The organism is Roseibium salinum, assembly GCF_026240905.1.
GTDB classification, from domain to species: domain Bacteria; phylum Pseudomonadota; class Alphaproteobacteria; order Rhizobiales; family Stappiaceae; genus Roseibium; species Roseibium salinum.
The window spans coordinates 4,548,484-4,566,556 of sequence record NZ_JAPEVI010000003.1 but is presented as its reverse complement, the minus strand read 5'-3'; the positions used below and the strand labels follow the sequence as shown (position 1 = coordinate 4,566,556).

General features: G+C 62.7%; 19 protein-coding genes. 11 read left to right on the top strand and 8 right to left on the bottom strand.

Annotated features, from left to right (window positions below; translation table 11 throughout):
* Nucleotides 1–34: 34 nt before the first annotated feature.
* Nucleotides 35–736: a Crp/Fnr family transcriptional regulator gene (locus tag ON753_RS25740; RefSeq protein WP_265966860.1), complete on the top strand. Its 702-nt coding sequence runs from the start codon at nucleotides 35–37 to the stop codon at nucleotides 734–736.
* Between the two features lie 17 nt (nucleotides 737–753).
* On the opposite strand, the gene ON753_RS25735 is transcribed toward ON753_RS25740, so the two are convergent.
* On the bottom strand, nucleotides 754–963 hold the full coding sequence (locus tag ON753_RS25735) for a DUF1858 domain-containing protein (RefSeq protein ID WP_265966859.1): 210 nt from the start codon (nucleotides 961–963) through the stop codon (nucleotides 754–756).
* Nucleotides 964–1,278: 315 nt separating this feature from the next.
* Between ON753_RS25735 and ON753_RS25730 the strand changes: the two genes are divergently transcribed.
* Nucleotides 1,279–1,665 (top strand): DUF302 domain-containing protein, encoded by a 387-nt coding sequence (locus tag ON753_RS25730; protein ID WP_265966858.1) that lies wholly within the window; start codon nucleotides 1,279–1,281, stop codon nucleotides 1,663–1,665.
* A gap of 36 nt (nucleotides 1,666–1,701) precedes the next feature.
* Here ON753_RS25730 and ON753_RS25725 read toward each other — a convergent pair whose 3' ends face one another.
* Together ON753_RS25725 and ON753_RS25720 are read right to left on the bottom strand one after the other, a co-directional pair.
* A complete protein-coding gene (locus ON753_RS25725) occupies nucleotides 1,702–2,256 on the bottom strand; it encodes a hypothetical protein (RefSeq protein ID WP_265966857.1) in 555 nt (184 codons plus the stop codon).
* Between the two features lie 516 nt (nucleotides 2,257–2,772).
* Nucleotides 2,773–3,351 carry a winged helix-turn-helix transcriptional regulator gene (locus ON753_RS25720; RefSeq protein ID WP_377047215.1) on the bottom strand — a complete coding sequence of 193 codons (579 nt, stop codon included), beginning with the start codon at nucleotides 3,349–3,351 and terminating at the stop codon, nucleotides 2,773–2,775.
* Nucleotides 3,352–3,411: 60 nt separating this feature from the next.
* On the opposite strand from ON753_RS25720, the gene ON753_RS25715 reads away from it, so the two are divergent.
* Complete coding sequence (locus ON753_RS25715; RefSeq protein ID WP_265966855.1) at nucleotides 3,412–4,278, top strand: alpha/beta fold hydrolase; 867 nt, start codon at nucleotides 3,412–3,414, stop codon at nucleotides 4,276–4,278.
* 77 nt (nucleotides 4,279–4,355) lie between these two features.
* On the opposite strand, the gene ON753_RS25710 is transcribed toward ON753_RS25715, so the two are convergent.
* Both ON753_RS25710 and ON753_RS25705 read right to left on the bottom strand, forming a co-directional pair.
* Nucleotides 4,356–4,778: a VOC family protein gene (locus tag ON753_RS25710; RefSeq protein WP_265966854.1), complete on the bottom strand. Its 423-nt coding sequence runs from the start codon at nucleotides 4,776–4,778 to the stop codon at nucleotides 4,356–4,358.
* A 210-nt stretch (nucleotides 4,779–4,988) separates the two neighbouring features.
* The gene (locus ON753_RS25705; RefSeq protein WP_265966853.1) at nucleotides 4,989–5,642 is read right to left on the bottom strand and encodes a glutathione S-transferase family protein; all 654 of its coding nucleotides are present in this window, start codon (nucleotides 5,640–5,642) and stop codon (nucleotides 4,989–4,991) included.
* Between the two features lie 299 nt (nucleotides 5,643–5,941).
* On the opposite strand from ON753_RS25705, the gene ON753_RS25700 reads away from it, so the two are divergent.
* Nucleotides 5,942–6,427 (top strand): VOC family protein, encoded by a 486-nt coding sequence (locus tag ON753_RS25700; protein ID WP_265966852.1) that lies wholly within the window; start codon nucleotides 5,942–5,944, stop codon nucleotides 6,425–6,427.
* A 61-nt stretch (nucleotides 6,428–6,488) separates the two neighbouring features.
* Here ON753_RS25700 and tal read toward each other — a convergent pair whose 3' ends face one another.
* Both tal and ON753_RS25690 read right to left on the bottom strand, forming a co-directional pair.
* Nucleotides 6,489–7,430 carry a transaldolase gene (gene tal / locus ON753_RS25695; RefSeq protein ID WP_265966851.1) on the bottom strand — a complete coding sequence of 314 codons (942 nt, stop codon included), beginning with the start codon at nucleotides 7,428–7,430 and terminating at the stop codon, nucleotides 6,489–6,491.
* Between the two features lie 223 nt (nucleotides 7,431–7,653).
* Nucleotides 7,654–8,310 carry a GntR family transcriptional regulator gene (locus tag ON753_RS25690; protein ID WP_265966850.1) on the bottom strand — a complete coding sequence of 219 codons (657 nt, stop codon included), beginning with the start codon at nucleotides 8,308–8,310 and terminating at the stop codon, nucleotides 7,654–7,656.
* 134 nt (nucleotides 8,311–8,444) lie between these two features.
* Here ON753_RS25690 and dctP point away from each other — a divergent pair, with 134 nt between their 5' ends.
* The 5 genes from dctP (at nucleotide 8,445) to ON753_RS25665 (ending at nucleotide 14,199) form a co-directional block, all read left to right on the top strand.
* Complete coding sequence (dctP, locus tag ON753_RS25685) at nucleotides 8,445–9,431, top strand: TRAP transporter substrate-binding protein DctP (protein WP_265966849.1); 987 nt, start codon at nucleotides 8,445–8,447, stop codon at nucleotides 9,429–9,431.
* A gap of 72 nt (nucleotides 9,432–9,503) precedes the next feature.
* Nucleotides 9,504–10,052, top strand: a complete 549-nt coding sequence (locus tag ON753_RS25680) for a TRAP transporter small permease (RefSeq protein WP_265966848.1) — start codon at nucleotides 9,504–9,506, stop codon at nucleotides 10,050–10,052.
* Entirely contained in the window at nucleotides 10,052–11,368 is a 1,317-nt protein-coding gene (locus ON753_RS25675) for a TRAP transporter large permease (protein WP_265966847.1), read from the top strand. Before ON753_RS25680 ends, ON753_RS25675 begins: the two co-directional genes overlap by 1 nt.
* Entirely contained in the window at nucleotides 11,365–12,615 is a 1,251-nt protein-coding gene (locus ON753_RS25670; protein WP_265966846.1) for a malonyl-CoA decarboxylase, read from the top strand. The genes ON753_RS25675 and ON753_RS25670 overlap by 4 nt, the downstream gene beginning before the upstream one ends.
* Before the next feature lie 66 nt (nucleotides 12,616–12,681).
* Nucleotides 12,682–14,199, top strand: coding sequence for a malonate--CoA ligase (locus tag ON753_RS25665; RefSeq protein WP_265966845.1), 1,518 nt, complete (start codon nucleotides 12,682–12,684; stop codon nucleotides 14,197–14,199).
* A 9-nt stretch (nucleotides 14,200–14,208) separates the two neighbouring features.
* Here the strand turns inward: ON753_RS25665 and ON753_RS25660 are convergent, their stop codons facing one another.
* A complete protein-coding gene (locus ON753_RS25660; protein ID WP_265966843.1) occupies nucleotides 14,209–15,441 on the bottom strand; it encodes an MFS transporter in 1,233 nt (410 codons plus the stop codon).
* Nucleotides 15,442–15,682: 241 nt separating this feature from the next.
* Here ON753_RS25660 and cysK point away from each other — a divergent pair, with 241 nt between their 5' ends.
* The gene (cysK, locus tag ON753_RS25655; RefSeq protein WP_265966841.1) at nucleotides 15,683–17,179 is read left to right on the top strand and encodes a cysteine synthase A; all 1,497 of its coding nucleotides are present in this window, start codon (nucleotides 15,683–15,685) and stop codon (nucleotides 17,177–17,179) included.
* Nucleotides 17,180–17,450: 271 nt separating this feature from the next.
* Nucleotides 17,451–18,026: an OsmC family protein gene (locus ON753_RS25650; RefSeq protein ID WP_265966839.1), complete on the top strand. Its 576-nt coding sequence runs from the start codon at nucleotides 17,451–17,453 to the stop codon at nucleotides 18,024–18,026.
* The last annotated feature ends 47 nt before the right edge of the window (nucleotides 18,027–18,073 follow it).

Sequence of the window (18,073 nt, the reverse complement as noted above, 5' to 3'; positions counted from 1 at the left end):
CGATCGGCAACCACGCGAAACGGGGAAACGCGGCATGGCACGACTGGACGGTTCGGTGATCGCGGATCTGCCCGCCTTCGAGGAGCTCTCGGCGGACGCGCTTCGCGAGATCCTGAAGGAGGCGAAGTCCTCCCGCTACGAAAAGGGCGCCGAAGTCTTTTCGCAGGCTGAACGGGCGACCGCTTTTCACCTGCTGCTGTCCGGACATATCCGCGTCGTGCGCACCTCGCCCGAGGGCCACCAGGTCGTCGCACGCTACATCAACGAAGGCGAACTCTTCGGCGTAGCAGTCGCCCTGAACCGGGACACCTATCCGGCAAGCGCCGTCGCGGCAGTGGACTGCGTCGTCCTGACCTGGCCGAACAGCGCCTGGACCGACCTTGTGCAAAAGGCTCCGCGTTTTGGCGCCGCCGCCTATCAGACAATCGGGTCCCGCCTTCAGGAGACGCAGGACCAGGTCATGGAAATGGCAACCGAACAGGTGGAGCAACGCATTGCACGCACCGTCTTACGGCTTGTGCAGCAGTCGGGGCGCAAGACCGAGGATGGAATCGAAATCGATTTTCCGATCACACGCCAGGAGATCGCGGAAATGACCGGCTCCACCCTGCACACGGTCAGCCGCCTGCTGAGCGCATGGGAAAACAAGGGACTGGTGAAGGGAGGGCGGCAAAGGGTCACCGTGACCGATCCCCATGGCCTGATGCTGATTGCCGAACATCAAAAGACCAGGTGAGTTTCAGGGCATGGACCCTATTCGTTGGCGGCAGCTTCCAGCACCGCCATGAACGCCGCTTCCGGAACGCCATGTTCGGCGCAGGCTTCCGAAACGCTGTGAAACGGGGCGGCCGCACACCCGATGCACAGCATCTTGTGACGGATCATCACCCGGATCGTTGCCGGCCAGCGCCGCATGACCTCGTCAACCGGCATGTCCAGCCGAATGCCCTCCGCTTCTGCCATTGGTTTCACTCCACTCAGCGAGCGGATATTCTACTCTGACGCCATCATTCGTCTTTGTCGCCGGACAAAGAAGACAGGCCGCAGCGCTACGAAAGCCGCACCGGAACCGGCGACGCCTGACTTCGTGATGGAACCCTGTCGCGCCGGAGTCCTTAGTATGGGTATCATCGGTGTCGGCAGACGACGGCGATGACCGACAGCGCGTCGAATCGGGTGGTCCGGGTATTTCGCACCATTGCCTGAAGTGTCTCCCGGCCGCGTTTGTCGGGAGATGTCCGCGCATCCGGCAATCAGCCACAACATACGGAGGTTCTCGTGTCCTACACGCTCGATCGCAATTTCCCCGCTTCGTCCTTCGACGATGTCGTCGCACGCACGCGCAAGGCCCTGGCCGATCAGGGCTTCGGGGTGCTTACGGAAATCGATGTCAAATCGACGCTGAAAAAGAAAATCGGCGCCGAGGTCGACGACTACCTGATCCTTGGCGCGTGTAATCCCGGCATGGCGCACCAAGCGATGCAACTGGAACCGCGGATCGGCGCCATGCTGCCCTGCAACGTGATCCTGCGCAAGGTGGATGACGGTGTGGAAGTGAGCGCGGTCGACCCGGTCGCTTCGATGACAGCCGTCGAAAACGATGACCTCAAGACGGTCGCGAGAGACGTCCGGGCACAGCTCAGCAAGGCGGTCGACGCCATCTGACCGATGGGCCGGCCCCAGGGTGTTTGCCTGGGGTCTCTATCTGCTGGTCAATACTTCCAAATCGTCGCCGCCCCTTGCGGAATGGCAGGCGATGCACCCGGCATCCATACCTTTTGCCACCCGTCCGGCCAATTGCATGCCGTTGGGGTTCGTGTCCAATGTGCCATCCGGGAGGTACTTGGCCCAGAACCAGTTCCGGTTCTCCGGGTCATACCCCTCTTCGCGCTCGAACATTATGGTGATCGCGGCAAGGTTGCCGGTCGGGTCGTCATAGACGGCATCGATGTTGTCGCTGGCATGGTTGCGCTTGACAACCAGGCGGCCGGTGTGATCGTCGACCGTGGCGATGGTCGCAAGAACCTCCTGGATCGTTCCATGGGGTTCGTTGCCTTCGAAGGGACGCACCTTGATCGAGTTATCGCCGACCAGCCGCGCTTCCTCCATTTCACTCCAGAGTGTTTCGGCATAGCTGATGCTGTCGGGGTCACCAAACGGCGCATCCTGCGCGTTCAGCGCAGATGTTCCGATCGCGACCGCTGCGAACAACCCACCGGTCGCTGCCAATAATCCGTATGTAACAATTCGTTTCACGGCTTCCTCCCTGTTCTTTTGAGTTGAAGAGGAATCGTAACAGTCGGGACCATCACCACGGCTGACGATTGATCACGATGGATTGACCCTCAGTTAAGGCGGCACGATCGCCAGCCATCGCAGCAACGACCGCCATGCGAGGATAGCCTCAGGAAGAGGGTCCGGGCCGGAGAGAATGGTCGAACCGGTGGTAGTCGGGCCGGAGCTTGCCTCGAAGCTCTCGCCAAGCCAGTTGAGTTGGCCCGTATTTGGCCGGTTGGGCAATTCCTGTATCGTGGATGGTCAGCAACGTTCAAATCAAAATCTGGCTTGTGCCGCGCAGATGACCGGTGCCGCTCGTTGCTGATCTTGAGCACCAGGACAGTACCGGCGAGGTCGAAAACAATGGATCCGATACTCTACCAGCGCGGCGCGATAATTGTCCTGCTCACGGGCATGTTCCTGGTCGTCGCGGGCAGGCTCATCGGAAGCAAATACTCCGCACCGCTGATATTTGCGGGTTTGGGATTGATCGTTCTAACCCTGGCGTTCTTCGTTTCTATGATGTTTTACACTTTGCTCTGACAGGGACGCCACTGGTGCCGACTCCACGGCGGCCTGATATGCCCTTGTCAGCTTTTGCAGCACAGAAGCTTCGTTCTTAGGCTGTGCTCCGAGATGCAGGACGCGCAGTTCGTCCATGAATTCCTCCCACAATTCCGGTCCGCCCTCTTCCAGCAATTGCGCCCGGACGCTGAGTTCCCGGGTCGCCGGCAGGTGCCGGCACCCCCAGCCGCCGATGACTGCCATGACCGGAACCAGTTGGATCGCCGGCTCCGTCAGGGAATAGATCACCTTCTGCTTGTGGCTTGCATCGTCGCTGCGGCTGAGCAGGCCGACCTCGACGAGGCGCTTCATCCGTGCGGCAAGAACATTCGACGCGATGCCTTCCATCGAGTTCTCGAGCAATTCCCGGAAGTGGCGGCGGTTGCCGAACATGATGTCCCGCAGGACCACGAGGCTCCAGCGGTCTCCGATGATTTCCATGGTCATGTTGATGGGACAGCCCGAGCGATTGCCGCGCATGCAGAATCTCCTTGATAAAACTGATTGCATAATAGGATCGGATATGGGAAACGTAAACTGGTTGCATTTTGGAATCAGAAGGATTGCGTCATGAACCCGGTCGGATCATCCCGCGTCACCGAAAAAAGCGTCGACGTCACAGGGGCGAAACTCCAGACCGAGGCGTTCGGCGACCCGTCCGGCCCGCCCGTGCTGCTGATCATGGGAATGATGTCTTCGATGCTGTGGTGGCCCGACAGGTTCTGTGAACAACTGGCCGCCCGGGCGCGCTACGTGATCCGCTACGATCAGCGCGATACCGGCCTTTCCACCCACTATCCGCAAGGCGAACCCGGCTACTCGTTTGGCGACCTCGCCGACGACGCCATAGCCATTCTCGACGCTTACGGCCTGGACTCGGCGCATCTGGCCGGCATGTCGATGGGCGGCTTCGTCGCGCAGGATGCCGCATTGCGCCATCCGGGCCGAGTGCGGACGCTCGCGCTGATCAGCACGTCGCCGTTCGGGGCCGAAGGCCTGCCGTCTCCGGCCAGGGCCTATCAGGACCACTCCGCGGCGGCCGACGGGCTCGACTGGTCGGACCCGGGGACGATTGCCGATTTCCTGCGCCGCGATTGCGCCATGCTTGCCGGCACCCGGCATCCGCACGACGCCGAGGCTGCAAGCGGCCTGATCGCACGTGACATGGCCCGCTCGCCCTCCTTTGCCAGTGCCACCAATCATTTCGTGCTGCCGGGCGGGGCAGAGCCGGACAAGCTGCGCGCCTCCGATCTCAGGATGCCGGTTCTTGCCATCCACGGCACGGCCGATCCGCTGTTTCCGATCGGCCACGGCGACGCCTTCACAAAGATCGTCCGCACTGCAAAACTGCACCGGGTCGAAGGCGGGGGGCATGAAATCCACGACCGGGACATTGACGACATGGTGAGGGCCATCGCCGATCATACCGCTGACTGAAACTCCGGCATTGCTGCTGCTCCGCACGCTGCCGGGCAACGTGCGGAGCAGAACCCGCCGAGGCCGTTCCCGGTGGGTTACAGTCCGAAAGTTATGTGGCCGTTTTCGTCAATCGTCCATGCCGGGTTCCAGGCGATTTCCCATGCGTGGTCATCAGGATCGGTCACATATCCCCTGAACCCGCCATGCGGCGGTGCGTCCGCGGGCCGAAGAACCCGGCCGCCGTGATCAGCCAGACGCGCGATGACGGCGTCCACGTCCGCGCGGCTGGCCACGTTGTGCGCGAGAGAAAAAGCGCCGGGCTGAATGAGACCGGGCCTGTTCATGTCTTTTTCGAGGGAAGACTTCAGGAATGTGCCGAGAACGAACCCGTTCATCTGGTAGAAGATGATCTCGGGATTTTCGAAGACCGGCACCCAGCCAAAGCCTTCGGTATAGAAACGGCGCGAGCGGGAAAGATCCGCGATGCCGAGTGTGACGACGGAAATCTGCTGTTGCATGGTCATACCCTTTCTACCGGCGCATGCACGATGCATGCTCCTTGATAGTCTTGGGCCGTTACCACGGTAACAGAAGGACCCGCTGATGCGGGGGCCGGGCCAACCTTCCCGAACCTAACCTGTTTCAGACGCTGCCAAGCGTAGCCAGGCAGAGCTTGACGTCAAGCAGCCGCGTCACCATTCGCATTTCGGAAGATCCCTGATCGGCCGTCATCCACCGGTCGATGCGGATTTGAAAACCGCCAATTGAGCGTCGAAAGCACGCTTGAAGGCGGGCCTTGCTTCGCCGCGGGCGACATAGGCCGCCAGGTTCGGCGTTTCCTCAAGCATTCCCGAGCCCTTCAGCCTGCGCAGAACCGTCACCATCAGAAGATCGCCGGCACTGAAACGGCCATCGAGCCACTCGGCATCGCCAAGGCGGGTGGAAAGGGCACCCAGCCGTTTGCGGATGCTGTCCTCAAGGACACGCATGCGCTGCTCGTACCAGGGTTCCTCACGTTCGAGGATCATGGCGAGGTCGCGGTCGAAGACCGGCGGTTCCACCGTGTTGAGCGCGCCAAACATCCATGTGATCGCGCGCGCCCGGGCATTGGCATCGACCGGCAGCAGGCCCTGATGGCGCTCCGCGATGTGGAGAACGATCGCCCCTGACTCGAACAAGGTGAGATCGCCCTCTTCATAGGTCGGGATCTGTCCAAAGGGATGAAGCGCGAGATGTGCAGGTTCGTTCAGCGCGCTGAAAGACCGCAGCCGAACCTCGTAGTCCTGGCCCGTTTCCTCCAGCGCCCAGCGAACCCGCATGTCACGCGCCAGTCCTTTTCCGCCATCGGGCGAGCGTTCAAAGGCTGTTATGGTGGGCTTCATTGGAATGCTCCTGGTTGCATGACACCATCTCGGGTTTGGTGACAGCGACAATACCGACCAGTCGGTATGTAGTCAAGTCCCATGACTTGTTCGACCGGGCCGTCTCACATCTGTTCACGAGTGTCGCGCTTTCTCCACAAACGAATGACCAAATGCAGTGAGACCGAAGCCGGATCGACACCGTCCTCGCCGCCGGGTATCACGCGTTGACAACATACCGACTAGTTGGTATGCATCTAAAGGAGGACGTGTTCGTCCCTGCCAGAAACGATCACACCAGCATTGAAGGAGACATCGACATGACCGATTTCGTAACCTGCGTTTGGTTCGACCACGGAGAAGCAAGCAAGGCTGCTGAATTCTACGCCGCCACTTTTCCGGACAGCCGCGTCCAGCGGGTGAACAAGGCGCCCGGCGATTTCCCCGGCGGGCACGAAGGAAGTGAATTGACGGTCGAATTCACCGTACTCGGACGGCCGTTTGTCGGTCTGAACGGCGGACCGAATTTCAAGCCGAACGAAGCGGTGAGCTTCATGGTCGTGACCGAAAACCAGGAAGAGACCGACCGCTACTGGAACGCCATTGTCGGCAATGGGGGCGCCGAAAGCGCCTGCGGCTGGTGCAAGGACCGTTGGGGCTTCTCCTGGCAGATCACGCCGAGGCGCCTCCTCGAACTGACGACGAGTTCCGACCCTGACGAGGCAAAGCGCGCCTTCGACGCGATGATGACCATGGCGAAGATCGACATTGCCACCCTCGAGGCAGCCACCGCGAACCGTTCATAGGCGGAAGCCGCGACCGCGATCATGAAAAGCGGCTCCGGACCGGTCCGGAGCCCCTCTCCCCTTACATTCTTTCAGAAACGAGCGCGATCAGCTTCCTGTGGTCCTGGTCGAAGTTGCGGATGCCCTCTGCGAGCTTTTCCGTCGCCATCGCATCCGCATTCATTTCCCAGCGGAAGGTTGCTTCGTCCATTTTCATCGGGGCAACACCGCTCGCCTGGTCCGCCGACAATGCGCGGGTCAGCGTGTCCGTGTCATTGGCCAGTTCATCTAGCAGCTTCGGCGCGATCGTCAGATTGTCGCATCCCGCGAGCGCCTTGATCTGTCCCGTGTTGCGGAACGATGCCCCCATCACCACCGTCGGGATGCCGTTCGACTTGTAATAGTCGTAGATCCGCCTCACCGACAGAACCCCCGGATCTTCTTCTGGAGCGTACCCGTCGCGTCCTTCCGCCTTCTTGTGCCAGTCGGTGATCCGCCCGACGAAGGGCGAGATGAGGAACGCGCCTGCGTCGGCACAGGCAACCGCCTGCGCCATGGAGAAGAGCAGCGTGAGATTGCAGTCGACGCCTTCGCCCTGGAGCCGCTCGGCGGCCCGGATCCCCTCCCACGTCGAGGCGAGCTTGATCAGGATCCGGTCCTTGTCGATCCCCCGTGCCGCATATTCGGCAATGATCGCGCGGGCGCGTTTTATCGATGCTTCCGTGTCGAAGGAAAGACATGCGTCGACTTCGGTCGACACCCGCCCCGGCACCAGTTCAGTCAGTTCCGCGCCGACCGCCACCGTCAGCGCCTCGGTCACCGCCTCGGCGCTTTTGCCGGCGCGGCGGCCCGCTTCCAACTCACGCGCCACAAGCTCTTCCGATGCCGGATCCTTCAACGCGCCCAGAACCAGGGACGGGTTGGTCGTGCAGTCGATCGGCTGATAGCGCTTCACGGCTTCGATTTCGCCGGTATCCGCGACGACGACAGTCATTTGTCTCAGTTGATCCAGTACGCTCTTCATGCCGTTACTCCTGCTTCGCCGTCGGTCCGCGATCCGATCCGGGGAGCGGATCACTGTGGTCTTTGTGGTAATGCCGGAATATGAACGGATTTTCCAGTGCCGGCGGCCGGATTCACTCTCATCGGCCGCGTCCCGCCCGGCACGGCATCGCTCTCCCCGCCAATGTGAGCCATGGCCGGGGCCGCATCTTCGAGCGGCGGGAATGGGCGTGGACGGGCGCTGCTTATTCGGCCGCAGGTTTGAGGCTTGCCATCAGGTGGTGGAATTTCTCGCCCTGCACGGACACGTGCCGGCGGATCGCGTCGGCGGCCTTTTCGCCGTCGGCTTCCTCGATGGCGGCGACAATCGCTTCATGTTCGGCCATCGACTGCGTCATGCGCCCGCGCACGCGCAGCTGCACTCTGCGGAAAGGCTGAAGGCGGCGCTGCAGGCGAAGGCACTCCTGTTCCAGGAAGCTGTTGCCCGACTGGCGGTAGATGATCGCGTGGAAAAGCTCGTTCTCGCGGTAATACTCATCGCTGTCCCTCGCCTCGACGGCGGCCTTGCAGCGCATATTTGCAGCGTGGAGGTCCTGCAGCGCCTTTTCCGTGATGCGCGAGGCGGCAAGCTTGGCGCACACGGCTTCAAGCTCGGCCATCACCTCGAACATCTCGAGCAGTTCGACCGGTCCGGGCTGGCGCACGAACGCCCCCCTGCGCGGGACATGAACGACCAGTCCCGACTGCCCAAGGCGCTGTAATGCTTCGCGAACCGGCGTCCTGGATACCGAGAAACGGCTGGCCAGCTGCACTTCGTCCAGCCTGTCGCCATCGGCGAAAGTTCCCTCAAAAATCAGGCTTTCCAAGTCGTCCGCGATGCGGTCCGAGCGTTTGCGTTCCATGTTTCAGCCTCTAGCACAAGCGATCATCGCGCGCAATATTACCATTCTTGTATACAAAAATGCTTGACAAAAAAACATCACATGAGGGTAAGATCGAAATCCGGACCCGAGCCGGAAACCCAGGGAGGAAGAAAATGAAATTCACGCTCACAGCCTCGGTTGCCGCCGCGGCGCTTATTGCAAGCGCATTTGCGGCCAACGCCGCCGAGCTCCGCCTGTCGCATCAATGGTCCACCGGCGATGTCCGCCACAAGGTGGCGCAGATCGTTGCCGACGAGGTCGCCGCCGCCGATGTCGATCTCGAAATCAAGATTTTCCCGTCGCAGTCGCTCCTGAAGGCCCGTGAACAGTACAAGCCGCTGACCCGCGGTCTCCTGGACATGACGGTGCTGCCGCTCAGCTATGCGGGCGGCCAGCAGCCCGCCTATAACCTGACGCTGATGCCCGGTCTTGTGAAGAACCACGATCACGCGGCGCGCATGAACGAAAGTCCCTTCATGGAAGCCATCGAGGAGATCATGGCCGGGGACGACGTGATGGTGCTGGTTCACGGCTATCTGGCCGGCGGCTTTGCGGCCAAGGACAAGTGCATCACCAAGCCGGAAGACATGCCGGGCCTGCAGACGCGCGCCGCCGGCAAGGCCTTCGAGCAGATGCTTGCCGGCGCCGGCGCATCGATCGCCTCCATGGCCTCCTCGGAAGTCTACAACGCCATGCAGTCCGGCGTCCTGGACGCGGTCAACACCTCGTCCTCGTCCTTTGTCAGCTACCGGATCTACGAGCAGGTCTCCTGCTATACGCCGGCCGGTGAATATGCGCTCTGGTTCATGTATCAGCCGCTCCTGATGAGCAAGTCGAAGTTCGAAAGCCTGACCGAGGACCAGCAGAAGGCCCTGCTGGCCGGCGCCGAAAAGGCGGAGGCTTTCTATCTCGACGAAGCCAAGAAGGAGGATGCCGTATCCGCGGAAGTCTTCAGCGAGAACGGCGTCGAGATTGCCCAGATGACGGCCGAGGATTTCGAAGCCTGGCGCACGCTTGCCAGGGAAACCTCCTACAAGGCCTTCGTGGAGGAAACCCCGAACGGTCAGCAGCTCCTCGACTTGGCGCTCTCAGTCGAGTGACGGTTCACTGCGGGGCGGCATCGGACCGCCCTGCACTTCGCTTGAACGAACCACCTTTTCCAGGAGTAACCCATGGCGGGCTACAGTACGGCCGTGGCCGCACGTGCCGGGAGCAATCCCTTCTTGCGCATCGTCGCCGCGCTCTCGACCTTTGCAGGCTGGTGTTCGGCGGCCATGATCGTCGCCGCGGTCCTTATCACGTGTCAGATGATCTTCGTGCGCCTGGTGCTCAACGCCTCCACCGTCTGGCAGACCGAGGCGGTCATCTATCTGGCCATTGCCGCCACGCTCATCGGACTGTCCTATGTCCAGCGCCTGCGCGGCCATGTGAATGTCGACCTGTTTCCCTTGTGGCTCAAGCCGCGGGCAAGGTTCGTGATGGCCCTGATCACGCTCAGCGCATCGATCCTGATCATCGCCATGATGCTCTACTACGGCTTTGAATTCTGGCACTTCGCCTGGTCGCGCGGCTGGACCTCCGACACGGTCTGGGGCGTCAGGCTGTGGATTCCCTATCTCTCCATCCCCGTCGGCTTCGGCCTGCTTCTGCTTCAGCTCATTGCCGACCTGGTCGCCGTCGTCACCGGCGCCGACAAGCCCTTCGGACTGGAGGACGCATAATGGATCCGCTGCTGCTCGGCCTTCTGGTGGCGCTCGCCACCATCTTCGTCCTGTTTTCGGGGGTCTCCGTCGCCCTTGGCCTTCTGATCGTCTCCGCGGGCTTCCTGCTCGTCTTCGACGGCTTCCGCTCGCTGGAGCTGATGCCCGAAATCCTGTTCGGCAAGCTCGACAATTTCGCCCTGCTCTCGATCCCGATGTTCATCATCATGGGAGCATCGATCGCCTCGACGCGTGCCGGCGCCGACCTTTACGAAGCCCTCGAGCGCTGGCTGACGCGGGTTCCCGGCGGGCTCGTGGTCTCCAATCTGGGTGCCTGCGCCCTGTTCGCGGCCATGTCCGGCTCCTCGCCGGCCACCTGTGCCGCGATCGGCAAGATGGGCATTCCGGAAATGCGCAAGCGCGGCTATCCGGACGGTGTCGCCGCGGGCTCGATCGCGGCCGGCGGAACGCTCGGCATCCTGATTCCGCCCTCCGTCACCATGATCGTCTACGGCATCGCCACGGAATCCTCGATCGGCCGGCTGTTCCTGGCCGGTGTCGTCCCCGGCCTGCTACTCGTCGGCCTCTTCATGGCCTGGTCGCTTTATTCGACCTGGCGCAGCGGCAACGCCGCGGTCCTCGGCGCCGGTTCCTATTCCTGGACCCAGAAATTCGAGATCCTGCCGCGCGTCCTGCCGTTCCTCGCCATCATCGCCGGCGTCCTTTACGCCATGTATGGCGGCATCGCGACGCCCTCGGAGACCGCGGCCGTCGGCGCGCTGCTGTGCCTGCTGATCGCGGTCATAATCTACAAGCTCTGGAATCCGGCAGACCTTTGGGTCGTCCTGCGCGACAGCACCAGGGAAAGCGTGATGATCCTCTTCATCATCGCCGCCGCCGGCGTCTTTTCCTACATGCTTTCCTCGCTGTTCATCACCCAGGCCATCGCGGAATGGATCGGTACGCTGGACGTCAACCGCTGGATCCTGATGGGGACGATCAATATCTTCCTGCTGATTGCCGGCTTTTTCCTGCCTCCCGTCGCTGTTATCCTGATGGCCGCGCCGATCCTGCTGCCGATCATCACGACCGCCGGGTTCGATCCGATCTGGTTCGCGGTCGTGCTGACCATCAACATGGAAATCGGCCTGATTTCGCCGCCGGTCGGCCTGAACCTCTACGTCATCAACGGAATCGCACCCGATATCTCGCTGAAGACGATCCTGACAGGCTCCCTGCCCTATGTGGCCTGCATGGTCCTTGCGATCATTCTGCTGTGCCTGTTCCCGGATCTGGCCACCTGGCTGCCCGATGCCGTCATGGGAGCAAGCCGATGACATTCCTGGCCGATATTCTCTCAACCGTGTTCGAGAGGCGATACCGCTTCAGATCCGCCGGCAATGTCGACAACCGTCCGCTCGAGGCCCTGATCGCCGACCTGATCGGCGGCGCCGGCGAGGTTTCGGGCGTTGCCCTGGCACAACAGATCCTGAACCGCTATGGGGGGCTGGACGACGAGGGGAAGCGGGCCTTTTTCCACCATCTGGCCGAGGACCTGAGCATTTCCGCGCCCAAGGTCCGCGCCGCCCTGGAGGCTTACGAGGAAGGCCAGTCAAAGGCCAGCTACCGGGCGTTCATGGAAGCCGCCGAGCCGCCCCGGCAGGAACTGATCCGCCGGCTCAACCAGGTGCCCGGTGCAACGCGGCTGTTGGTCGCCATGCGTCAGGATCTCTTGCGGCTCGGACGGCAGGACGACGCGCTGCAGGCGCTCGACATCGATTTCCGTCACCTCTTCGCGAGCTGGTTCAATCGCGGCTTTCTGGTGCTGCGGCCGATCAGCTGGGAGAGCCCGGCCCAGCTCCTGGAAAAGATCATCAATTACGAAGCCGTGCACGCCATCGACAGCTGGGACGATCTGCGCCGCAGGCTGGAGCCGGCCGACAGGCGCTGCTTCGCCTTCCTGCATCCCGCCATGCCGGACGAACCGCTGATCTTCGTGGAAGTGGCGCTGACCAAGGGCGTTCCCGGATCGATCCAGAACCTTTTGGCGGAAAGCCGCGACATGATCGACGCGGACACCGCCGACACGGCGGTCTTCTATTCGATCTCGAACTGTCAGTCGGGCCTTGCGGGCATTTCCTTCGGTAATTCGCTGATCAAGCAGGTGGTTACCGACCTCTCGATGGAACTGCCGGGCCTGAAGACCTTCGTCACCCTCTCACCGATCCCCGGCCTTGTCCGCAAGCTGACGGCGGACGGGCGCCCGTTCGATCCGCAGGACGACGAGCAGATGCGCAGGCTCGCGGCAAACTACCTGCTGACCGCCAAGCGTGAGGACGGGATGCCGTATGATCCCGTCGCCCGCTTTCATCTCGGCAATGGCGCCGTGGTGCACCGGGTTCATGCCCGCGCGGACGTTTCGAAAAAGGGGCTGGAGCAGTCCGCCGGCGTGATGGTCAATTATCTATACGATCCGGCAAAGGTGGCCCAGAACCACGAGCGTTTCGTCTCCACCCGAAATATAGCCGCCTCCCCGGAAATCCGGTCGCTGAGCGCGGCCGCCGAAGAAGCTCTGACATCTTGACATCGATCGGCTTTCTGTCGCCATGCAGGAGTGCATGCCGGCAGGTTGATCAGGGGAACTGTGACCATGACCAACCCACTCTATGACCGGTTTTTCGGAAAGCACGCGGGCAAGGATACCCCGTTCCTGCATCTTCCGGACGGCACCATTCTCACCCATGCTGACTTCCTGCGAACGGCGGCCCGGATCGCACACGTGCTGACCGGCGGCGGACTGCAACCTGGAGACCGTCTTGCCGCCCAGGTCCAGAAGTCGCCGACGGCGCTGGCGCTCTATGCCGCCTGCGTCCAGGCCGGCATAGTCTTTCTGCCGCTGAACACCGCCTATACCGTCGACGAGCTGAGCTATTTCATCGAAAACAGCGGTGCGAAAACCGTCATTTGCGACGCCGGCAGCCAGGCACTGCTTGCCCCGGTCGCCGCGCGCTCGGGCGCCCGGCTCGAAACCCTGAACGCGGACGGGTCCGGTACGCTCAGCGATCTTGCCGACGTCATGCCGGCGATCTATCCGACCGTGGAACGTACCGAAGACGACCTTGCCGCCTTCCTCTATACCTCCGGCACCACCGGGCGCTCCAAGGGCGCGATGCTGACCCAGGGCAACCTGCTGTCCAACGCCGTGACGCTTGCGGCGCACTGGCACTTCACGCCCCGGGACGTCCTGCTGCACGCGCTGCCGATCTTCCATACCCATGGACTGTTCGTCGCCACCAATGTCACGCTGGCAGCCGGGTCCTCGATGATCTTCCTGCCCAGGTTCGACCAGGACGCGATGATCGACTGGATGCCGCGGGCGACGACGATGATGGGCGTGCCGACCTTTTACACTCGGCTCTTGCAGGACCCCAGGTTCACCAGGGAGCTTACCAGCCACATGCGGCTCTTCATTTCCGGAAGCGCGCCACTCCTGGCAGATACCCATCGCGAGTTCGAGGAACGCACCGGCCACCGCATTCTGGAACGGTACGGAATGACCGAGACCAACATGAACACCTCCAACCCATATGACGGTGAACGGCGGGCCGGAACCGTCGGCTTTCCGCTGCCGGGCGTGGAGCTGAAGATCACGGATCCGGACACGGGCACGACACTGCCCGACGGCACGGTGGGCCAGATCGAGGTGCGGGGCCCGAACGTCTTCAAGGGCTATTGGCAGATGCCCGACAAGACCGCGGCGGAACTGCGCGAGGACGGTTTCTTCATCACCGGAGATCTCGGCAAGATCGACGAGGACGGTTATGTCCACATCGTCGGCCGCAACAAGGACCTGATCATCTCCGGCGGCTACAACATCTATCCCAAGGAGATCGAGCTTGTCCTGGACGCCCAGCCGGGCGTGTCGGAAAGCGCGGTGATCGGCGTGCCCCACGCGGATTTCGGGGAAACCGTTCTCGGCGTTCTGGTCCCGGATCCCGATGTGGATCCGGATCTTGAGGCCATCCTGAAGGCGGCCGGCTCCTCGCTGGCACGCTTCAAACACCCGCGCAAACTCGTCCTCGTCGACAGCCTGCCGCGCAACACCATGGGCAAGGTGCAGAAGAACGTCCTGCGCGAGCGGTACAAGGACGCGTTCGCCAGCGCGTGACCGCTCGCCTCATGTGCTCCTTCCGGTCTGCCTGGCCGTCCTGCGCAAAAGGCCCAGGACGGCCAGGACCAGAAGATTGGCGACACCGAAGAGCGCTGCCACGAGGAACGGCAGGCCGTAGGCGCCGGAAAGGTCGAACAGCGCGCCGCCCAGGTAGCCGCCGACACCCATGCCGGCCCAGGCGATGAACATCACCAGTCCGATCGCGCCGCCGAACGCCTCCGCAGGCGCCTCGTCCCGCACGCACAGGATCAGGCACGTCATGTTGCCGGCAAAACCGAAGCCGAAGACGGCCGACAGGGCCAGTATCGGCAGTTCGAACTGCAGCAGCGGAAAGACCGGAATGCACAGGGTCTGCAGCAGCGACGCGCTGCCGTAGCTGAATAGGTTCCCGTACCGGTCGGCGATCATGCCGAAACAGACCCGGCCGATCGCCCCGAAGATCATCGCCACAAGCAGGCTCGTCGCGCCGAAAGCCGAGGAACCGCAGACCGACGTCACGAAACCGGCAAGATGGACCAGCGGCGTGCCCATGCAGGCGCAGCACAGGAAGGCGGCAAGCGCGAGCAGCATCAGCCGGGGGCGCTGCAAGGTGCCGGACCGGCCGCGGCCGACGGCATTGTGGCACGCGGCGACGGCAGCCGGGCCCCGCCGCCTTACCAGCACGCCGACGAGCAACTGCAGGACGAGCACGCCAACGGCGACGAGAAAGAAAGCCTCCCGCCAGCCGACAGCCGAGATGAAGCTCTCCGCGGCATAGGGCATCACGCCCTGTCCGAGCGCGCCGCCGGCGGTGACGATCCCCATCACCAGCCCGCGCCGGCTCTCGAACCATTCGCCCGCCGCCGAGACCAGCGGCGCATAGAGGCAGCCGAACCCCGCAACGCCGAGCATCAGGTTCGCGGCATAGAACTGCCAGAGGTCCGTCGCCTGCGACATGATCAGCAACGGCAGGACGATGAAGGCCCCACCGATGTAGAGCAGGTAGCGGATGTCGGTGCGATCCGAAATACGTCCCCAGACGACACCCCCGATGGCCATGCCGACGGCCGCGAGCGTGTAGCACAGGCTCAATTCGGATTTCGACCATCCGAATTCGGTTCCCAGCGGCCCGATGAAGACCGAGGTCAGGGCCAGCGAGCCGAAGCCGGTTGCCATGCCGAGTGTGGCGCCAAGCGCCGCCTTGACGCCGCCATGGTCGCTCGCTGCGAGCGGCCGGGCGGCAAATGATTCCAGTGTCATCGATTTCCCCTCCGGGGACAGAGGCGAGGAAATTCCCGCGCCGTTTATCAGTATGGAGGGAGACTGCCGGGCGCACGTTTCCGCACGATTTCCCTGGCCGGCGACACGTGTTTCGATTGCTTCAGGCGAACGGTTCGGGCGCTTACAATTGCTACAATTGCAACTTGAATGCGCCTATTGGGCACGGCGCCCGCCCGATAAAATCCGGACATCGTTGAAACCGCACTATCGGAGATCCGCCATGGCCGGACCGTATGACAGCATCTTGGACACGATCGGCCGGACGCCGGTCGTCCGCATCAGCAAGCTCGCCCCGGCGGGCATCAATCTCTACGCCAAGCTGGAAGCCTTCAATCCGCTCGGATCGGTGAAGGACCGGCTGGCGCTCGGCATCATCGAGGCGGCCGAGAAGTCCGGCGCGCTGAAGCCCGGCCAGACCGTCGTCGAGGCGACCAGCGGCAACACCGGCATCGGCCTTGCCATGGTCTGTGCCCGCAAGGGCTATCCGCTGGTCGTCGTCATGGCCGAGAGCTTCAGCGTCGAACGCCGCAAACTGATGCGCTTTCTAGGCGCGCGCGTGGTGCTGACACCTGCCGCCGCAAAGGGCACCGGAATGGTCGCCAAGGCAAGGGAGCTGGCCGACAGGCATGGCTGGTTCTTCTGCCGCCAGTTCGAGAACGAGGCGAACCCCGACTATCATTCGCGCACCACAGCGCAGGAAATCCTCGCCGATTTCGAAGGCAGGCGTCTCGACTACTGGGTTTCCGGCTTCGGCACGGGCGGCACCTTGCGGGGTGTCTCGCGCATCCTGAAGAGCCACCGTCCCGAGACGCAGATCATCGCCTGCGAGCCAGACAATGCCCCCTTGATCGCGAGCGGCATCGGCCAGTCCTATAACGGCGACGGGTCAGCGGCCGCGAGCCATCCGATGTTCCGGCCGCATCTCATGCAGGGCTGGGCACCGGACTTCATTCCGAAACTGACGAACGATGCGTTCGCCGCGGGCCATGTCGACCGCGTCATGCCGATCAGCGGCATGGAAGCCCTGCGCCTCTCGCGCGAACTTGCCAGGCAGGAAGGCATCTTCTGCGGCATCTCCGGCGGCGCGACGCTTGCCGGTGCGCTCCAGGTGGCCGAGGTGGCGGAGCCCGGCTCGACCATACTGTGCATGATCCCGGATACCGGCGAACGCTATCTCTCCACGCCGCTTTTCGAGCATGTGCCGGAAATCATGGATGACGAAGAGCAGGCCATCGCCGCGTCGACACCCGGATACCGGATCGGCGCTCCGGCCCCCTCTCCGCAGGCCGCAAAGCTCGCACCCGTGGAAGCACCGGAACCGGAACCGGAGGCCGTCGAACGGCTGGATGCGATCATCTGCGACGACGAGGAACCGGTGGTGATGTTCGCGCTCGAATGGTGCGAATTCTGCTGGGCTCTGCGCAAGTTCTTCGACGGCCGCAATATCCCGTACCGCTCGGTCGATCTCGACTCCGTCGCCTGGCAGAAGGACAATCTCGGCGGCGACCTGCGCGTGGCGCTCCATGCACGAACCGGATCACCGACGATCCCGCAGGTCTTCATCGGCGGCAGGCATGTCGGCGGATGCACCGAGACATTCGACTATTTCCGGGAAGGGCGTCTCCAGCGGATGCTTGCCGAAAACCGTGTCGCCTTCCGGGACGATGTCGCCGGCGACCCCTACGACTTCCTGCCGAAATGGGTGCACCCGCGCTAGATGTGCAGTTTGCCCGTCTGAACTTCGGCCCCGGTTCATGCGACCGGGGCTTTTTCATGCGTGCACGCCGCAGGGAAACCGAACCGAAGCACAATCCGAAACAATCGAAACGCAGCCCCTGCCGCGACGGCATCGGACTGAAACATGGGCCTTCTAGAACTGTCACCAGGCGAGAACGACAGGGCCGTCAGATCCTGTCCCGCCGTGACCTCCAAACAGACCCGCCGCGCCGGCCCGGTTAGCCGCCGCGAACGCTTGAAAGGAAATGAACATGAACGCTCCGATGAAATCCGAGAAGATGGCAATGAACGGCATCGACGTACCGACGCTCATGGCCACGATCGGCGCCGTCAACGAACAGCGCGATCTCGCCAGGTTCACCTTCCGCGCCAACGGCGCGTGGCTGAGCGGCACCCACAGCCGCATCAACATCAACGGTTACTTCGGCGCCGGCGGCGAACAGACCCGCGACACCGACCTCATGATGGAAGGCGATCACCCCGGCGTCCTGTGCGGCACCGACAAGGCGCCGACCCCGGTCGAATTCCTGCTCGCCGCGCTCTCGGCCTGCATCACTGCCGGCATCGGCAACATCGCGTCGGCCCGCCAGGTGAAGCTGGAATCCGTGGAGACCACCGTCGAAGGCGATATCAACCTTCTCGGCATCCTGGGCCTCAGCGACCAAGTCCGCAACGGCTTCAACGGCATCCGCGCGACCTTCAAGATAAAGGGCGACGCTCCGGCCGAAAAGCTGCAGCAGATCGTCCAGCAGTCCGTTGCCCGTTCCGCGGTCTTCGACGTGCTCACCAACGGCGTGCCGGTTTCGATCGACATCAAGACAGCCTGATTTCATGCCGGCGGGCGTGAACGACGCCCGCCTCCTCCCCTCTCCCT

What these genes read in the sequence shown, in the direction of transcription:
- ON753_RS25680 (WP_265966848.1), top strand. Translation starts at nt 9,504, where the DNA reads ATGGCGGGCTACAGTACGGCCGTGGCCGCACGTGCCGGGAGCAATCCC.
- ON753_RS25650 (WP_265966839.1), top strand. Translation starts at nt 17,451, where the DNA reads ATGAACGCTCCGATGAAATCCGAGAAGATGGCAATGAACGGCATCGAC.
- ON753_RS25710 (WP_265966854.1), bottom strand. Translation starts at nt 4,778, where the DNA reads ATGCAACAGCAGATTTCCGTCGTCACACTCGGCATCGCGGATCTTTCC.
- ON753_RS25675 (WP_265966847.1), top strand. Translation starts at nt 10,052, where the DNA reads ATGGATCCGCTGCTGCTCGGCCTTCTGGTGGCGCTCGCCACCATCTTC.
- ON753_RS25690 (WP_265966850.1), bottom strand. Translation starts at nt 8,310, where the DNA reads ATGGAACGCAAACGCTCGGACCGCATCGCGGACGACTTGGAAAGCCTG.
- ON753_RS25660 (WP_265966843.1), bottom strand. Translation starts at nt 15,441, where the DNA reads ATGACACTGGAATCATTTGCCGCCCGGCCGCTCGCAGCGAGCGACCAT.
- ON753_RS25715 (WP_265966855.1), top strand. Translation starts at nt 3,412, where the DNA reads ATGAACCCGGTCGGATCATCCCGCGTCACCGAAAAAAGCGTCGACGTC.
- ON753_RS25705 (WP_265966853.1), bottom strand. Translation starts at nt 5,642, where the DNA reads ATGAAGCCCACCATAACAGCCTTTGAACGCTCGCCCGATGGCGGAAAA.
- ON753_RS25700 (WP_265966852.1), top strand. Translation starts at nt 5,942, where the DNA reads ATGACCGATTTCGTAACCTGCGTTTGGTTCGACCACGGAGAAGCAAGC.
- ON753_RS25735 (WP_265966859.1), bottom strand. Translation starts at nt 963, where the DNA reads ATGGCAGAAGCGGAGGGCATTCGGCTGGACATGCCGGTTGACGAGGTC.
- tal (WP_265966851.1), bottom strand. Translation starts at nt 7,430, where the DNA reads ATGAAGAGCGTACTGGATCAACTGAGACAAATGACTGTCGTCGTCGCG.
- ON753_RS25720 (WP_377047215.1), bottom strand. Translation starts at nt 3,351, where the DNA reads ATGCAATCAGTTTTATCAAGGAGATTCTGCATGCGCGGCAATCGCTCG.
- dctP (WP_265966849.1), top strand. Translation starts at nt 8,445, where the DNA reads ATGAAATTCACGCTCACAGCCTCGGTTGCCGCCGCGGCGCTTATTGCA.
- ON753_RS25665 (WP_265966845.1), top strand. Translation starts at nt 12,682, where the DNA reads ATGACCAACCCACTCTATGACCGGTTTTTCGGAAAGCACGCGGGCAAG.
- ON753_RS25740 (WP_265966860.1), top strand. Translation starts at nt 35, where the DNA reads ATGGCACGACTGGACGGTTCGGTGATCGCGGATCTGCCCGCCTTCGAG.
- ON753_RS25670 (WP_265966846.1), top strand. Translation starts at nt 11,365, where the DNA reads ATGACATTCCTGGCCGATATTCTCTCAACCGTGTTCGAGAGGCGATAC.
- cysK (WP_265966841.1), top strand. Translation starts at nt 15,683, where the DNA reads ATGGCCGGACCGTATGACAGCATCTTGGACACGATCGGCCGGACGCCG.